The following is a 16,153-nucleotide window of genomic DNA, read 5'->3' on the forward strand; positions in this document are numbered from 1 at the left end:
GCTAAGCTACGTCGGCCGGGCTGATTCGGGAGCGGTCTGATGGCGGTATCGGTTACCGGCGAACTGGACCCGCGCGGCATTGTCCGCCAGGCGCTCGAGCATCTGGACCACGTATTGCCCGGCCAGGCGCCGATCCACGATTTCGTGCACCACAACACCTTGCACGGCTTTCAGCATTTGCCGTTCGAACAAGCCTTGGCCGAATTTACCGAGCTGACCGGCATCGACTGCTATCTGTCGGCCGAGCAGTTTCGCGAGTTCTACCGGCAACAACGCATCACCGACCGCGATCTCGATGCCGCGCTGCAGCAGCGCTTCGGCAGCGCTTTAACCGAACCGCTGGCCGGCTGCCCCGGCGCGGCGCGGCGCGAACTTTACCGCGCGGTTTTATTGCACGACGTTCAAGTTATTACCCCGCAGCAACTCGCCTGGCGGCTGCGCGAATCGGCCGAATTCGCCAGCGAAACTTGTGGCGGCCGGCCGCTGACGGAGCTGTGGCAGGCCGTATCGGCCAAATTGGAGTTGCCCGCAGCCGAGTTGCACCCCGAGGACATGTTGGAGCTATCCGCCGAGCAACTCGACGACTGGTTGCCGCAGATGGACGATGCCGAAAGTCCGGCACGCTGGTTCGGCCGGGTCGGCGACGGCCGGACTTGGCGCGGCGTGCTGCTGGCGTTGGCCGGCAAGGACATTCTGGATTCGGTGCGGCCGCAATTGATTCGCTTGTGCGCGTCGCTGCTCGACGAAGGTTTGGCGGCCTGGCGCTTGCCGCAGCGCCAGGAACTGGGGCTGTATGCGGCTTGGCGGCAGGCGCTGGAGTACGATGCGCTGCCGTTATTTCACGATTTGGACGATTGGCGCGGCATCACGGCGCGCTTGCCGGAGCAGTCGCTGGACGCCATCGTGCAGCAATTGCAGGCCATGGCGTTGCCGGCGGCACGCTGGGAAGGTTATTTGCGGCGGCTGGCGCTGGAGTTGCCGGGCTGGTCCGGCCTGGTCAACTGGCGGCAGCGGCACCCGGATTATCGGGAAGGCCGGCCGGTGCCGGTCGATTTGGCCGATTATCTGGCCATCCGCCTGGTGTTGGACCGGCTCTACGCGCAAGCGCTGTGCCGCAGCCTGTGGCATAGTCCGGCCCAACTAGACCGGTTGCAGGCATACTTTGAAATGCACCGAGCCGAATTCGCCGTGCGCCGGGCGCTGTTCGCCGGCGAATTGCCGGAGTATTTGGCTCAGGCCGCGCAGCAATTGCTGTCTGCCGCCGATAGCTCGCGGCAAGCGTGGCAAACGCTGGCGGAACGGATTCGGACCTGGCGCCACAGCCCGTTGGCGGTAACTCCAAACCGAGTCAACGCGTGCGACCACGGTTGGCGGCTGTTTTCGCTGTGCCGCCATTTGGCTTTGGCGCCCGACACCGTGTCCGCTATGGACAAAAGCCAATTGCTGGCCTGGTTGCCTATCGTCGATGCGTTCGACGGCCAACAACGGGCCATGGTGTGGCTGGATGCTTACGAGCGCCATTACCGCCAGGAGTTATTGCAGGCCTTGCACGCCAACCGTGGCCGCGGCCGTTGGCGGCAGCGCGAGCGGCGGCCGCAGGCCCAGGTTTTTTTCTGCATGGACGAGCGCGAAGAAAGTTTCCGCCGCCATTTGGAAGAGTTGAATCCGGCCGTGGAAACCTTGGGTGCGGCCGGATTTTTCGGCGTGGCGATGGATTTTCAGGGACTGGACGACCATCATCCGACGCCGCTGTGCCCGGTGGTGGTCACGCCGGCGCACCGGGTCGAGGAAATCGGATTGGCCGGCAGCGATGATGCGCTGACCGCCCACCGCGCCGGCTTGAACCGGGCGCAAATCCTCAGCGATTGGCTGCATCAAACCTTACGCCGGCATCTGTTGCGGGCTTATCCGCTGTTATACCTGTTTGCGCCGCTGAAGCTGGCCGGTTTGTTGGGCAAGACCTTGTGGCCGGGTCTGCAATACCGTCTGGAACAGGCCTGGCAGACGAGTTTGGTGCCGGCGGCGCCGACCCGCTTGCAGTTCAGCGCGGATGCGGCAACGCCGGCCGCAGCGAAACCCGGTTTCAGCGACGAGGAGCAGGCGCAACGGGTCGGCCAATTTTTGCGGACCACCGGCTTGAGTTACGGCTTTGCCCGCATCGTCGCCATTTTGGGCCACGGTTCCACCAGCCAAAACAATCCGCACGAGGCCGCCCACGATTGCGGCGCCTGCGGCGGCCGCCGCGGCGGACCGAATGCCAGGTTGTTCGCGGCAATGGCCAACCGGCCGCAAGTGCGCGCCTTGTTGGCTGCGCAGGGCATCGCGATTCCGGACGATACCTGGTTCGTCGGCGGCCAGCACGATACCTGCAGCGACGCGATTGACTGGTACGACGCCGATCTGGTGCCGGCTGCACTGGCCGACGATTTCGCCCGGTTGCAGGCCGATCTTGCAGAAGCCGACCGGCGGGCGGCGGCGGAACGTTGCCGGCGCTTTGCCTCGTCCGGTTATCCGGCTGCGCCGTGGGCCGCGTTCCGCCATGTGCAGCGCCGCGCCGCCGACTTGAGCCAGGTGCGGCCGGAGTTCGGTCACGCCACCAACGCCGCGGCGTTTATCGGCCGGCGCGCGGCGACGCAGGGCGTGTTTTTCGACCGCCGCCTGTTTTTGATTTCCTACGATCCGACCCAAGACGGCGACGGCGCGATTTTGGAGAACATTTTGCTGACCGCCGGACCGGTCGGCGCCGGCATCAATCTGGAGTATTACTTTTCGACCGTCAATAACGACCGGCTCGGCTGCGGCACCAAGATTCCGCATAACGTCACCGGTTTGTTCGGCGTGATGGAAGGCGCCGCCAGCGATTTGCGCACCGGTTTGCCGTTGCAGATGGTGGAAATTCACGAGGCGATGCGGCTGCAAATCGTGGTCGAGGCCAAGACCGAAGTGCTGGAACGCATTTACGGCCGGCAAGCGGCGTTGCAGGAACTGGTCGGCGGCGGTTGGGTGCATTTAAACGCTGTGGACCCGGACGACGGCCGGATTTTCCTGTTCGACCGCCGCGCCGGTTTCGTAGCCTGGCAACCGGAACCGCGCGAGTTGCCGCTGCGCGACGATTCGGCGGCCTGCTATGCCGGGCAGACCCAAGCCGTTGCGCCGATGCTGGTGCGGCAACCGGAAACCATGGAATAACGACGACGATGGCCGCATACGCATTCTTGATACCGCTGTTACCGCTGCTGGCTGCATCGTGCATCGGCGGCCTGCATTTTTTTAATCGGTTGCACGGTGTCGCCGGCGAGCGCATCAGCGTCCGCTTGGCAGTAGCGTCGATTGGCTTGGCCGCCGCGTTGGCCGCGAGTCTGGTCGGGTTGGAGCTGGTCGGCAGCGCCGGCGGGTTACAGGTTTACGGCAATTGGCTGGCCAGCGGCAAACTGGCGATAGCCTTTTCGTTGCAAGCGGGCGGTTTGAATATGGCATTGGCGGCCTTGTTCGGCGTGCTGTTGCTGGTCGTGGCCCGCTTTTCCGCCAATTACCTGCACCGCGAGCCCGGTTTTCACCGTTTTTTCTTTATTCTGAGCCTGTTTGCCGCGGCAATGCTGTTATTGGTGTTGGCCGGTAATGCGATATTCACCTTCGTCGGCTGGGAGGTCGCCGGGGTCTGTTCCTATCTGCTGATCGCCTACGCCTACGACCGGCCGGTAGCGGCGCACAACGCCACCCGCGCGTTTGTCACCAACCGGGTCGGCGACGGCGGGTTTTTGCTGGGCATCGGCTTGATGCTGGCCTGGCTGGAAACCGCCGACTGGCAAAGCCTGAATGCCGGCGCGGCCGATCTGGACCGCGGCGACGCCACCTTGCTGGCTTTAAGTTTTGCCGTCGCCGCCTTCGCCAAATCGGCGCAGATCCCGTTTACGCCGTGGTTGGCGCGGGCGATGGAAGGGCCGACGCCGTCCAGCGCGATCTTTTACGGCGGGGCGATGGTGCACGCCGGCGTGTTCCTGGCCATACAACTGCGGCCATTGTTCGAGCAGGCGCCGGCGGCGATGGCCTTGTTGGCGGCGATCGGGGCGATGACGGCGGTTTACGGCTATTGGGTGGGTTTGAGCCAGACCGATATCAAAAGCTCGCAGATATTCGCCGCGTCGGTGCAACTGGGATTGATGTTCGTCGAATGCGGTTGCGGCTGGTGGACGTTGGCGGTCTGGCATTTGGCGGCACATGCCGTGGTGCGTTGCTATCTGTTCCTGACGGCGCCGTCGATTTTGCATAGCACGCATGGCCGGCCGATAGCGCCGGTCGCGGCCACGCTTGCCGATTGCCGCTGGGCCTTCGTGGCCTCGTTACAGCGCGGCTGGCTGGAACCGGCCGTGGATTGGTTGTTGGTGAAGCCGGTGTTGCAATTGGCCAAGGACGCCCGCTATATCGAAGAGCGGATTCTGGACCCGCTGATGGGCTCGCCGGCGCCGGCGATTCGGGCGATGTCGACGTTGGCGCAACGCGAGGAGCAAAAAATGGGTGCCAATCTGAGCAGTGCCGAAGACCGTTTCGCCCAGGGTAGCGGTCTGGCCGGCAAGCTGGCGCAATGGACGGCGGCGTTGCTGAACTGGTTCGAATACCATTTCATCTTGCGCGGCATCGGCCGCGACTCGATCCAGGTCGGACGCCGGCTGGGGCGGGCGGCCAACCGTTTCGAACATTTGCTGCTGCGAGCCCGTTATCTGGCACTGTTCGTCTTGATTACCTTGATGGTGGCTTTGGGATACCGATGACGACCGATATTGTTTATTGGCAAGCTGCCGCGGCATTTCCGGTGTTGAGCGTGTTGACCGCGCTGCCGCTGTTGACCTGCGGCGCGGTTTTGGGCTTGAAAGGCTGGCGGCTGTGGCCGACCGCGTTGACCGGCGCGGTGCTGAACGTGGTGTTGAGCATTTATCTGCTGTGGGTGTTCGACGCCGAAGCCCCCGGCATCCATCTGGCCGAGAAAATCGACGGCCTGGGCTACCGGGTCGGCGTCGACGGCACCAATATTCTGTTCATCCCGTTGACGGCGGTGTTGGGCGCGCTGGCACTGGTCTATACCCTGATCACCCGCCACTGCAACGACCGCTTGTTCGTCGCCTGTCTGCTGGCTTACCAAGGCATTCTGATCGGCGCATTTGCGGCGCTGAATACGCTGCAGTTTTGGTGCTGGAGCCTGTTGGAGCTGGTGCCGGTGGCCTTGCTGACCATGGTTGCCGGTACCGGCCGCTTACGTAACCAGGCCGTCAAAACCCTGCTGCAATACTGGTTGTCCGCTCTGGCGATGAGTTTGGCCGGATTTCTGTTGTTGAGCTTCGGTCTGGCGGCGAACGGTATGGAATTGAGCTTCGATTGGCTGGCGTTGAAGCAGCATAATCTGGCGATTCCGAACGAGACCTTGATCTTTCTGTTGCTGTTCTTCGGCTTCGCGGTGCGGATGCCGCTGTTTCCGTTCCACGCCTGGCTGCCGGTACTGGGCGAACACGGTACCGCAGCCAGTGCGGCGATTTTCCTGCACGGCCTGAAGCTGGGCATCTACGCCTTAATCCGTTTCATCTTGCCGCTGACGCCGGGCGCCGCCGAACAATGGACCCATTTCGTCGTCACGCTGGGGTTGATCGGGATTTTTTACGGCGCATTGCTGGCCTTGATGCAAATCAACATGCGGCGCTTGATCGCGTTCGCGGTAATCAGCCATACCGGCATGCTGGCCATCGGCGTATTTTCGTTCAACGATTTTGCGCTGGAAGGCAGTATTTTGTTGTCGGTGGCCTACGGTCTGGCTTCCGCCGGCATGCTGTTCAGTATCGGCCTGATTTACGAACGTACCCGCACCTCGTTTCTGCCGCGCTTGGGCGGGCTGTTCGAGACCAATTCGACCTTGGCCCTGCTGTTTCTGATCTCGGCGCTGAGTACCATGGTGATGCCGGGCACGCCCGGATTCGACGCCGCCCACCTGCTGATCGAGGGCACCATCGAAGAGCACGGCTGGTGGATCGCGATCTCGATTCTGTTGGGCAACGTGCTGGGCGCGGCGTTTTTATTATGGGCGTTTCAGCGCCTGTTCATCGCCCATCCGCGCCGTTTCGTGCAGCCTTACGGCAGTATCCACCATCCGGTACTGAAAGAACGCATCATCGCCGTCACCGTGTGCGGTTTATTGATAGGCACCGGTTTTTATACGACGCCTTGGTTGAAATACATCGACCAGGAAGCCCGCGAAATCGGCGAGCATTATCCGGCCCACCATCGCCACCACATCAACGAGACCCACCATGAATGAAGGTTTGCCGTTATTGACGCTATGCCTGTTATGGCCCTTGCTCGGCGCGTTGGCGATTGGCTGCGTCCGCGATAGCGGCCGGGCGAAGCGGCTGGCCTTGGCGGTGGCCGGCGTCGAATTGCTGCTGACTTTGGGCGTCGTCTACGGGTTCGATCCGAGCGACGGCGGCTTTCAATGGCAGGAACAATACTCGTGGATACCCAGCCTGAACGCTTACTACGCGGTCGGGGTGGACGGCGTTTCGCTATTGTTTCTGCCGCTGACGGCTTTGCTGACCTTGATGGCGCTGTTGGCCGGCTGGAACGCGGCAACGCGCTTGCACCGCTTTCACTTGGCGCTGATGCTGATATTGGAAAGCGCCACCGTCGGCGTGTTCGTGGCATTGGACATGGCTTTGTTTTTTCTGTTTTGGGAGTTGACGCTGCCGCCGATTTTTTTCCTGGCCGGTTTATGGGGGATCGGTGCCGAACGGCGCCAGGCCGCGTTGAAGTACACCTTATATATGTTGTTCGGCGGCGTGCCGCTGTTGTTCGCGATCGCGACGCTGGCGTTGAACCACGTTCATTACACCGGCGGCGACATGCCGGGCGGCTTGGCCTTCAGTTTGCCGGTGTTGCTGAACACGCCGATGGACGCTGCATCGCAAGAACTGGTGTTTTTCCTGCTGATGCTCGGCTTCGCCGTCAAGGCGCCGCTAGTGCCGTTTCATACCTGGCTGCCGACGCTGGCGATGGAAGGGCCGGCTTTTCTCAGCGCGTTGTTGGTCGGTTTGAAGTTGGGTTTGTACGGTATCGTCCGCTTTGCCTTGCCGTTGGCGCCGCAAGCGGCACTGGAGCACCGCTGGCTATTGGCCATCGTCGGCGCGGTTACGCTGGTATACGCGGCCCTGATCGCAATGCAGCAAACCAATCTGCGCCGCTTACTGGCCTATGCCAGCATTAGCCACGTCGGTTTGGTATTGGTGGGTTTGGCCGCATTCAATTACCAGGGCCAGCAAGGCGCGTTGCTGCAGTTGCTGAATTTTACCGTGGCCGCCGGCAGCCTGATGCTGATGGCCGGTATGTTGCAACAGCGCATGGGCAGTTGCGAGCTGGTGCATTTGGGCGGATTGGCCAAACCGGCGCCGCGCTTGGCTTGCTTGTTCTTTTTGTTTGCGCTGGCTAACATGGGGGTACCGGGTACTAACGGTTTTCCAGCGGAATTGCTGGTTTTGGTCGGTACCTTGCAGGCGTATCCGGCCTTGGCGCTGGTGGCTTTGTTCGGCGCCGTGTTGAGTGCCGCTTATTTGCTCGGTTTTGCCAGGAAGGCCTTTTTCGGGCCGACCGGAACCGTGTCCGCCACTTGCCCCGATCTGACGACGCGCGAGCTGGTGCTGTTGTTGGTGCCGGCTGTGCTGGTGCTGATGGTGGGATTCAGCCCGCAAAGCGTGTTAGCCTGGCCGGAAAGCAGCCTGCAAATGCGGCAACGGGCCGTGGCCGAAGCGGAGGCGGTGCGTGCGGCTTCCGGGCCGATTTCGTCGCGGGCCGTGGTTTACCAACAGGGCTCGATTTAACTTAGGCCGAAAGCGCGAACCAGGCCGGAAAATTGATTGGCATATAGTTTCGAATCGATATAGTATTGACTTCAGCCCGGCCTGCTTTAGGTCGGCGTACCGAAAAACTCATTCTGTTATTGGGATTACCCCATTAAGGACGACAACTATGCATACTCCTGCGAAATTATTGTTAGAAAATAGAGCCTGGTCCGAAGAAATCAGTAGAAAGGACCCGGATTTTTTTGCCCAATTGGCCAAGGAACAAAAACCGGATTTTTTGTGGATCGGTTGTTCCGACAGCAGGGTGCCGGCGGATACCATCGTTAACGCCAGACCGGGCGAGATTTTCGTCCACCGCAACATCGCCAACCAGGTTATAGTCACCGACTTCAACTGCCTCAGCGTGGTGCAATACGCCGTCAACGTCTTGAAAGTCAAACACGTCATCGTCTGCGGCCATTACGGTTGCGGCGGGGTCAAGGCAGCGTTGCAGCAGCAAAAATCCGATCTGGTCATAGCCAACAAATGGCTGATGCATATCAAGGACGTGTACCGCCTGCACCAGGAAGAGCTGGAGTCGGTATCGCCGGAGCAGAAAGTGGACCGCCTGATCGAGTTGAACATCGTCGAACAGGTCTACCGCTTGGCGTATACCTCGATTATCCAGTCCGCCTGGCGCCACGGCCACAAACCCAGCTTGCACGGCTGGGTATACGGTTTGAACGACGGTTTGATCCAGGAATTGATCAAGCTCGACCATAACACCCAGATCAATCCGATTTACCGTTACGCGGATTAAACCGCGAGCTCCCTTAACTACCGATTGAAGCCAATGACATCGCAACTGAATTTGTACTTGAAGCATTTGCACCAGGATTTGCCGGCCGGCATCGTGGTTTTTCTGGTGGCGCTGCCGCTCTGCCTGGGCGTGGCGCTGGCGTCCGGCGCGCCGCTGTTTTCCGGGATCATTGCCGGCCTGATCGGCGGTTTGCTGGTGTCCTGGGCCAGCGGCTCGCAGCTCAGCGTGTCCGGTCCGGCCGCCGGTCTGACCGTGATCGTGTTCGAGGCGATAGAGACTTTGGGCGGTTTCGGCGGCTTTTTGTTGAGCGTCGTGCTGGCCGGCGGGTTGCAGATTGTGTTGGGCTTCTTGAAAGCCGGGGTCATCGGTGCGTTTTTTCCGGCGGCGGTGATCAAAGGCATGCTGGCGGCCATCGGTTTGATTTTGATCATCAAGCAGACGCCGCACGCCACCGGTTTCGACGCCAGCCCCGAAGGCGACGAGAGCTATATGCAGGAGACCGCCGAATCGAGTTTTTTCGAATTGTCGGAAGCATTGGAAGGCATTACGCCGGGCGTGACGCTGGTCAGCGTCGTGGCCTTGCTGATCCTGATCATTTGGGACAGCGCTTTCGTCAAACGCGTTAAAGCGTTTCGGCTGGTGCCGGGGCCGTTGCTGGCCGTGATTTGGGGCGTCGGCTTCAATGTCGCGGCGTTGCGCTATTTTCCGGAACTGGCGATCAGCGAGAAGCATTTGGTTTCGTTGCCGGAGTTGGGCAGCACCGCCAATTTCCTCAACCAGTTGCGGTTACCGGATTTCAGCTATTTCGATAATCCGAAAATTTATTCGATTGCTGTGACCATCGCCGTTATCGCCAGCCTGGAAACCCTGTTGAGCATCGAGGCGGTCGATAAGCTGGACCCGCATAAACGGGTGGCGCCGACCAACCGCGAGTTGAAGGCGCAGGGCTTGGGCAATGTCGTCAGCGGCCTGATCGGCGGCTTGCCGATCACCGCGGTAATCGTACGCAGTTCGGCCAATATCAACGCCGGCGGCCAAACCCGGGTGGCCAGCTTTTTCCACGGCGTGCTGTTGATGGTCAGCGTGCTGTTTTTCGCCAAGTACCTGAACATGATCCCGTTGGCCTGTCTGGCGGCGATATTGCTGCAAACCGGTTACAAATTAGCCAAGCCGGGCATGTTCGTCGAGTTTTACCGCAAGGGCTGGAACCAATTCCTGCCGTTCGTCATTACCGTTGGCGCGATTCTGTTGACCGATTTGCTGGTCGGTATCGCGATCGGTATGATCTGCGGCTTCTTCTTCGTGTTGCGCGCCAATTTCCACGCCGCGATTACGTTGACCCAACACGGCGAACACTATCTGTTGCGTTTGCATAAAGACGTATCGTTTTTGAACAAGGCCTTGCTGCGCAAGTATCTGCAAGAGGTACCGGATGATTGCGAGTTGCTGATAGACGGTTACAAGGCGCAATTCGTCGATTTGGATATTCTGGAGACCATCGGCGATTTCATGCTGTCAGCGCCGGACCGCGGCATTGCCGTGGAAATCCAAGGCATTCCGTTGGAAGACATTACGCCGTCCGCCGGCCATTGATTCCGCCGGCCCGCTCGCCAGCGCGGCGGGCGGCTGTTCGACCGGCCCTATCATCGCCGGCATTCCGTTCGGGCAAAGCAGGTCTAAGCCCGGGCGGCTGCCGGCGTCAATCCCGCTATCAACTCCCGTATCGCGCCGCTTTGGCGTTCGATGTCCCGCACTAGCTCGAATTGGGCCAGCGCCCGGCGCAGATTGTGGCCGGCGTCGTCGACTTTAAAATAACGGTCGCCCTGCAAATAATCGGTGAAGAAGCGCAAACCCAGTTCGAACGGGATCAGGCGAATTGCCGGATACAGGTAACGGTAATCCGCCGCCGTAAAAAATCCGCCCGCCTCGGCCAGATAATGCTCCAGAATCGTGCGGCAGCGCGACAGATCGAAACCGTTGGTTTCCGGAATGTGGCAACAGGAGCGCAGGCAATCGCCGATGTCGTAATGTACCAGGCCCGGTTTGACGGTATCCAAGTCGACCAAGCCGATAATCCGGTCGCTGTCAGGTTCGAACAGAAAGTTATTCAGTTTCGGGTCGCCGTGAATCACGCGTTCGGCCAATTCGCCGCGGTGTTTGGCCTGTTCCAGCTCGCCGATTTGTGCGGCGAAATCGGCGATAAAATCGCGGCAGCGTCGAATGTCGGGGCTGGCCGGCAAGATTGGCGTTTGCGCCAAAGCGGTTTGATATTGGCGGAAATATTCCGGCGCGATATGAAAGCCGGGCAGGGTGTCGTGCAGGGTCTCGGCGGCCATAGCGCTGCACAAGCTATGAAAATGGCCGAGTGCGGCGCCGACTTGGCCGGCTTGGGCCGGATTGGCGAGCCGCTCCCGGCTTTCGGAAGGCGCGATCCATTCCAGTGCCCGCCAGACCCGGCCGCTGGCGTCGTCGCGAATGTGCCAGCCGTCTGCGGCCGGCAGCAGCCGCGGGATACGCAGCCGCACCGCACTGGCTTGTTGCCGGCCGATATGTAGGCTCAATAGGTTTAAATTGGCGGCGATGCGTTCCGGATGCGGGAACACCCGTTCGTTGATGGCTTGTAAGACAAAGTTGCCGCCGTCCGTTTCGACCAGGAAGGTGTCGTTGATCAAGCCGTTGCCTAGCGGCCGGACCGCGCCGATGCGCCGGTCGCCGGCGAAGCGGCGGGCAATCGGTTCCAACCGGTTCAAGGGGTTAGCTGCCGGGCCAACGCCCGCAAGGCTTGGCCGCGGTGGCTGATCGCATTTTTGGTTTCCGGCGCCAGTTGCGCGGAGGAGCATTGGTATTGGTCCAGCCAGAAGATCGGATCGTAACCGAAGCCGTTTTCGCCGACCGCCGCACGCAGGATTTTGCCCTCCCAAACGCCTTGCGCGATCAGCGGCGTCGGGTCGGCGGCGTGGCGCAAATAGACCATCACGCAAACAAAGCGGGCGCTACGCAAGGCATCCGGCACCTCGCGCATTTCCACCAGCAGTTTTTCCAGATTGGCCCGGTCGTCGGCGCCAATGCCGGCATAGCGCGCGGAAATCAAGCCGGGCGCGCCGTCCAGTGCGTCGACCACGATGCCGGAATCGTCGGCAATCGCCGGTAGCCGGCAATGGGCGGCGGCGTTGCGGGCCTTGATGATCGCATTTTCGATAAAGGTGGAACCGGTTTCCTCCGGCTCGGCGACGTTGAATTGCGATTGCGGCAGAATCTTGTCGTTTTGCAGAATGGCCTGGATCTCCCGAATCTTGCCGGGATTGCCGCTGGCTAAAACAATCGAACTCATCCGTTTACAGCACAACCCGTAGCGGCGCCGGTTTTACGGCGTCGCGTAACGCGGCTTGTTGTTTTTCGATCAGTTGGTTGATGCCCAATTCGGCCAATTCCAGCATGACGTTGAGTTCGTCCTTTCTGAAGGCATGGCCCTCGGCGGTGCCCTGGACTTCGATGAAATGGCCGGCTTCGTTCATGACCACGTTCATATCGGTTTCGGCCTGGTGGTCTTCGGCATAGTCCAGATCCAACACCGGCACGCCATTGTAAATACCTACAGAGACCGACGCGACTTGGCCGTGCAGCGGGTTTTTCTTGATCTTGTGGGTTTTCAGCAGGTGGTCGATCGCAATCGACAGGGCGACGAAACCGCCGGTAATCGAGGCGGTGCGGGTGCCGCCGTCGGCTTGGATCACGTCGCAATCGATGGTGATGGTATTCTCGCCCAGCGCCTTCAAGTCGATGGCGGCACGCAAGGAGCGGCCGATCAAGCGTTGGATTTCCAGCGTTCTGCCGCCTTGTTTGCCGCGGCCGGCTTCACGGTCCATCCGGCTGTGGGTCGAGCGCGGCAGCATGCCGTATTCGGCGGTGACCCAGCCCTCGCCCTTGCCTTTCAAAAACCGGGGGACGCTGTTGTCGACGCTGGCGGTGCACAAGACCCGGGTGTCGCCGAATTCCACCAACACCGAGCCTTCGGCGTGTTTGGTGTAATGGCAGGTAAAACGAATTTCGCGTAATTGGTCCGGATTGCGTCCGCTTGGTCTCATAGGTGTCTCGGCAGTATCAAAAGTTGCGGCATTATACTGGCTTTGCCGGGCCGGTTTTTAACTATTGGGGACTTAGCGCCTGCTGCAATTCGGCCACGCTTTGCGGCCGGTTTTCCGGAAAAATCGCCATGGCCCAGTCGATGGCCTTTAACAGATATTCCGGAAACCGGCGTTTGTGGGCTTTGACGGCCGGCGGCAAGTTGTCCTGTTTGACCCGGTCCGGCGACGGTATCGGGATTTTGAAGTCGAGGCAGGCGCGCATGCTGGCGCCGACGGCGTAGATATCCGACCAGGGGCCGAGGTTGCCGTTGTTGTCGTATTGTTCGATCGGCGAATAACCGTTGGTCAGCACCTTGGCGCGGTTGCGTTGCGGGTCCAGCGTAATTTTGCGGATCGCGCCGAAGTCCAGCAACAGCGGATCGTTTTCGGCGCGGATCAGAATGTTGGCGGGCTTGATATCCAGATGCACCAAGCCTTTTTGGTGCACGGCCTCGATGCCGTTCAGCAGCAGAGGAAATACCGCCAGCAGGAACTCTTCGGTGATGGGCAGCATTTTGCGGTGCAGGATTTTGTCCAGCGTGACGCCGTAGTCGTAGGTCATGACCATATACACGGTATCGTTGGCCTGGAAGAAGTTGATTACATCGACGATGTTGTGGTGTTTCAGCATCGCCAGCACCTTGGCTTCCTCGAAAAACAGCGCCCGGCCACGCATGAACAAGGTCTTGGCCTCATCGCCGTTCGGCGCCACCAGGTTGTTCCAGGTGCGGTGCGCCAGCTTGCGCGGCAGGTATTCCTTGATCGCCACTTGGGTCTGGTCCGTCATTTGCCGGGCCAGATACACCGAACTGAAGCCGCCGTGCGCCAATTCCCGCTCGATCATGTACTGATCTATAATGGTTCCCGATTGCAGGTAGTTCCATTGTTTCGGGTAGGTTTCCGGATCGTAGTATTCGGCCATGGGCAAAGCTGCACGGGTAAAGCGTGAAGATTATAGGTGAAAAATGATTAGAAGCATGACCGCGTTCGCGGACGGCGAAATGAGTGCCGACAACCTGACTATCTTGTGCGAATTGCGTTCGGTTAACCACCGTTACAGCGATGTCAGCGTCAAGCTGCCCGAGCGTTTGCGCTTTGCCGAAGCCGATGTCCGCCGTTTGATCTCTGAAAAACTGAAACGCGGCAAGATCGAATGTTGCTTGAGTTACAAGAAGCAGGCCGGCGAAGCCAGCTTCAACGTCAACCGCGAAATCGTGCAGCGGCTGCTGGCGGCTACCGCGGCCATCGAAGCCGAAATGCACAATCCGCAAGCCTTTTCCGCGCTCGACGTGTTGGCTTTCCCCGGCGTGCAGCAAGAGCAGGAAACCGACAAGGAGGCCTTGCGCGACAAGATCGTCCAGCTTTTGGACGATACCTTGGACAAAATGCTGGAGACCCGTGCCCGCGAGGGGGCGCAACTGGCGCAATTGCTGGAAGACCGTTGCCAGAAGGTGATGCTGCTGGTCGAAGCCGCCCACAAACGCATGCCCGAGGTATTGAACAACTTGCGCAACAAACTGACGGCGCGGGTACTGGAAATGGTGGCCGAGCCCAATTTCGACCGGCTGGAGCAGGAGCTGGTGCTGCTGGCGCAAAAGTTAGACGTGGCGGAAGAGCTGGACCGGCTGGAAACCCATGTGTTGGAAGTGCTGCGCGCATTAAAACAACCCGAACCCACCGGCCGCCGCCTGGATTTTCTGATGCAGGAAATGAACCGGGAAGCCAACACGCTAGGCTCCAAATCCGCCGACCGGGAAATGACCCAGATCTCGATCGATTTGAAAGTATTGATCGAGCAGATGCGCGAGCAGATCCAGAACATCGAGTAACGCCAAGCGCTGGCTGGCCGGGTAATTTCGATTATTCCCGGCCCGAATGCTCCAGTTATCCGGCCGGGGATGCGGCCGCCACCGTGCGGATTAGCCCAACATCCCGGCAATCTCCCGAAAACACGCCAACCCTGCCTCCACGTTGTCGATAATCTCGGCAGCAATATCATCCGGTTCCGGCAGATTATCCAAATCGGCCAGTGACTTATCCTTCAGCCAAAAAATATCCAGACTGGTTTTATCCCGCGCCAGGATTTGCTCGTAACTGAACTTGCGCCAGCGGCCTTCCGGGTTGGTTTGCTCGTGCCAGGTTTCGGTGCGTTGATGACGATTTACCGGGTTATAGCAGTCGATAAAATCCTGCAAATCTTCGATGCGCAGTGGTTTCTTTTTCAGCGTGTGATGGATATTGGTGCGGTAATCGTAATACCAGACTTCCTTGGTCCACGGGTTCGGACTGGCCTCGCGGTTATCAAAAAACAGCACATTCGCTTTAACGCCATTGGCATAGAAAATACCGGTCGGTAGCCGCAGGATGGTGTGCAAATCGGTATTCTGCATCAGCTTTTGGCGGACTTTTTCCCCAGCACCGCCTTCAAACAACACATTATCCGGCACCACCACGGCGGCACGGCCGCTGATTTTCAGCATGCTGCGAATGTGCTGCACAAAATTCAACTGCTTGTTGGAGGTGGTCGCCCAAAAATCCTGGCGGTTGTAGGTTAAATCGTCTTTTTCCTGCTCGCCTTCCTCGTTGGTAAAAGTCATGCTGCTTTTCTTACCAAACGGCGGATTGGCCAGCACATAATCCACCGTTTCCGCCGGCGGCGATACCAAGGCATCGTTGGCGGACACGGCACTGTTGCCGTCGATCTCGCCAATGTTATGCAAAAACATGTTCATCAAGCACAGGCGGCGCGTGTTGGCGACGATCTCGTTACCGTAAAAAGTTTCGTGCTTCAAAAACGCCAACTGCTTTTTATCCAACGGATAATTGGTTTTCAAAAAATCATAGGCCGCCAAAAAGAATCCGCCGGTGCCGCAGGCTGGGTCGGCAATGCTCTTGCTCGGCTCAGGCCGCACACATTCCACCATCGTTTTGATCAAAGCCCTCGGCGTAAAGTATTGGCCCGCGCCGGACTTGGTATCCTCCGCGTTTTTTTCCAGCAGACCCTCGTAAATAGTGCCCTTGGTGTCCGCACCCAACAACACCCAATCGGTATCGTTGACCAGCTCGATTAGCCGCGACAACTTGGCGGGGTCTTGAATCTTGTTTTGCGCCTTGGTGAAAATTTGCCCCAGCATCCCCGGCTTGTTGCCCAGTTCGCGCAGCAACAGCACATAATGCCCTTCCAGCGCCGCGCCTTTTTTGGCTTTCAGGCTTTGCCAGTTGTAGTCGGCCGGAATGCCGACATTGCGGTTATGCGGCGGCCGGCTGTACTCGTCGGCCATTTTCAAAAAAATCAGATAGGTCAGCTGTTCCAGATAATCGCCATAGCCCACGCCATCATCGCGCAGGGTGGTGCAAAAACTCCAGACTTTGGAAACGATGGATTCGGCGTTCAT

General features: G+C 59.5%; 12 protein-coding genes. 7 read left to right on the forward strand and 5 right to left on the reverse strand.

Annotation, left to right across the window (positions count from 1 at the left end; all coding sequences use genetic code 11):
- Nucleotides 1-39: 39 nt before the first annotated feature.
- From MKFW12EY_RS02090 to MKFW12EY_RS02115, 6 genes are all read left to right on the forward strand, one after another.
- Complete coding sequence (locus MKFW12EY_RS02090) at nt 40-3,189, forward strand: DUF2309 domain-containing protein (RefSeq protein WP_221053927.1); 3,150 nt, start codon at nt 40-42, stop codon at nt 3,187-3,189.
- Between the two features lie 8 nt (nt 3,190-3,197).
- The gene (locus MKFW12EY_RS02095) at nt 3,198-4,769 is read left to right on the forward strand and encodes a proton-conducting transporter transmembrane domain-containing protein (protein WP_082409908.1); all 1,572 of its coding nucleotides are present in this window, start codon (nt 3,198-3,200) and stop codon (nt 4,767-4,769) included.
- Entirely contained in the window at nt 4,766-6,301 is a 1,536-nt protein-coding gene (locus MKFW12EY_RS02100; RefSeq protein ID WP_064020315.1) for a complex I subunit 4 family protein, read from the forward strand. The genes MKFW12EY_RS02095 and MKFW12EY_RS02100 overlap by 4 nt, the downstream gene beginning before the upstream one ends.
- Complete coding sequence (locus MKFW12EY_RS02105) at nt 6,294-7,853, forward strand: complex I subunit 4 family protein (protein ID WP_221053928.1); 1,560 nt, start codon at nt 6,294-6,296, stop codon at nt 7,851-7,853. The genes MKFW12EY_RS02100 and MKFW12EY_RS02105 overlap by 8 nt, the downstream gene beginning before the upstream one ends.
- A gap of 148 nt (nt 7,854-8,001) precedes the next feature.
- The gene (gene can, locus MKFW12EY_RS02110) at nt 8,002-8,634 is read left to right on the forward strand and encodes a carbonate dehydratase (protein ID WP_054763031.1); all 633 of its coding nucleotides are present in this window, start codon (nt 8,002-8,004) and stop codon (nt 8,632-8,634) included.
- Between the two features lie 33 nt (nt 8,635-8,667).
- Nucleotides 8,668-10,227 (forward strand): SulP family inorganic anion transporter, encoded by a 1,560-nt coding sequence (locus MKFW12EY_RS02115; protein ID WP_054763032.1) that lies wholly within the window; start codon nt 8,668-8,670, stop codon nt 10,225-10,227.
- Between the two features lie 83 nt (nt 10,228-10,310).
- On the opposite strand, the gene MKFW12EY_RS02120 is transcribed toward MKFW12EY_RS02115, so the two are convergent.
- From MKFW12EY_RS02120 to MKFW12EY_RS02135, 4 genes are all read right to left on the reverse strand, one after another.
- Nucleotides 10,311-11,384, reverse strand: coding sequence for a phosphotransferase enzyme family protein (locus MKFW12EY_RS02120; protein WP_054763033.1), 1,074 nt, complete (start codon nt 11,382-11,384; stop codon nt 10,311-10,313).
- On the reverse strand, nt 11,381-11,965 hold the full coding sequence (rdgB, locus tag MKFW12EY_RS02125; protein ID WP_221053929.1) for an RdgB/HAM1 family non-canonical purine NTP pyrophosphatase: 585 nt from the start codon (nt 11,963-11,965) through the stop codon (nt 11,381-11,383). Before rdgB ends, MKFW12EY_RS02120 begins: the two co-directional genes overlap by 4 nt.
- A gap of 4 nt (nt 11,966-11,969) precedes the next feature.
- The gene (gene rph, locus MKFW12EY_RS02130) at nt 11,970-12,719 is read right to left on the reverse strand and encodes a ribonuclease PH (protein WP_054763034.1); all 750 of its coding nucleotides are present in this window, start codon (nt 12,717-12,719) and stop codon (nt 11,970-11,972) included.
- A gap of 61 nt (nt 12,720-12,780) precedes the next feature.
- Nucleotides 12,781-13,680, reverse strand: coding sequence for a serine/threonine protein kinase (locus MKFW12EY_RS02135; protein WP_054763035.1), 900 nt, complete (start codon nt 13,678-13,680; stop codon nt 12,781-12,783).
- A gap of 43 nt (nt 13,681-13,723) precedes the next feature.
- Here MKFW12EY_RS02135 and MKFW12EY_RS02140 point away from each other — a divergent pair, with 43 nt between their 5' ends.
- Nucleotides 13,724-14,587: a YicC/YloC family endoribonuclease gene (locus tag MKFW12EY_RS02140; protein WP_054763036.1), complete on the forward strand. Its 864-nt coding sequence runs from the start codon at nt 13,724-13,726 to the stop codon at nt 14,585-14,587.
- A 90-nt stretch (nt 14,588-14,677) separates the two neighbouring features.
- Here the strand turns inward: MKFW12EY_RS02140 and MKFW12EY_RS02145 are convergent, their stop codons facing one another.
- Nucleotides 14,678-16,153 (reverse strand): class I SAM-dependent DNA methyltransferase, encoded by a 1,476-nt coding sequence (locus MKFW12EY_RS02145; RefSeq protein WP_054763037.1) that lies wholly within the window; start codon nt 16,151-16,153, stop codon nt 14,678-14,680.

Origin of the sequence: Methylomonas koyamae, assembly GCF_019669905.1 — a bacterium.
GTDB lineage: Bacteria > Pseudomonadota > Gammaproteobacteria > Methylococcales > Methylomonadaceae > Methylomonas > Methylomonas koyamae.

Coding starts and splice junctions, on each gene's coding strand:
- MKFW12EY_RS02090 (WP_221053927.1), top strand. CDS start 40: ATGGCGGTATCGGTTACCGGCGAACTGGACCCGCGCGGCATTGTCCGC.
- MKFW12EY_RS02095 (WP_082409908.1), top strand. CDS start 3,198: ATGGCCGCATACGCATTCTTGATACCGCTGTTACCGCTGCTGGCTGCA.
- MKFW12EY_RS02100 (WP_064020315.1), top strand. CDS start 4,766: ATGACGACCGATATTGTTTATTGGCAAGCTGCCGCGGCATTTCCGGTG.
- MKFW12EY_RS02105 (WP_221053928.1), top strand. CDS start 6,294: ATGAATGAAGGTTTGCCGTTATTGACGCTATGCCTGTTATGGCCCTTG.
- can (WP_054763031.1), top strand. CDS start 8,002: ATGCATACTCCTGCGAAATTATTGTTAGAAAATAGAGCCTGGTCCGAA.
- MKFW12EY_RS02115 (WP_054763032.1), top strand. CDS start 8,668: ATGACATCGCAACTGAATTTGTACTTGAAGCATTTGCACCAGGATTTG.
- rdgB (WP_221053929.1), bottom strand. CDS start 11,965: ATGAGTTCGATTGTTTTAGCCAGCGGCAATCCCGGCAAGATTCGGGAG.
- rph (WP_054763034.1), bottom strand. CDS start 12,719: ATGAGACCAAGCGGACGCAATCCGGACCAATTACGCGAAATTCGTTTT.
- MKFW12EY_RS02135 (WP_054763035.1), bottom strand. CDS start 13,680: ATGGCCGAATACTACGATCCGGAAACCTACCCGAAACAATGGAACTAC.
- MKFW12EY_RS02140 (WP_054763036.1), top strand. CDS start 13,724: ATGATTAGAAGCATGACCGCGTTCGCGGACGGCGAAATGAGTGCCGAC.
- MKFW12EY_RS02145 (WP_054763037.1), bottom strand. CDS start 16,153: ATGAACGCCGAATCCATCGTTTCCAAAGTCTGGAGTTTTTGCACCACC.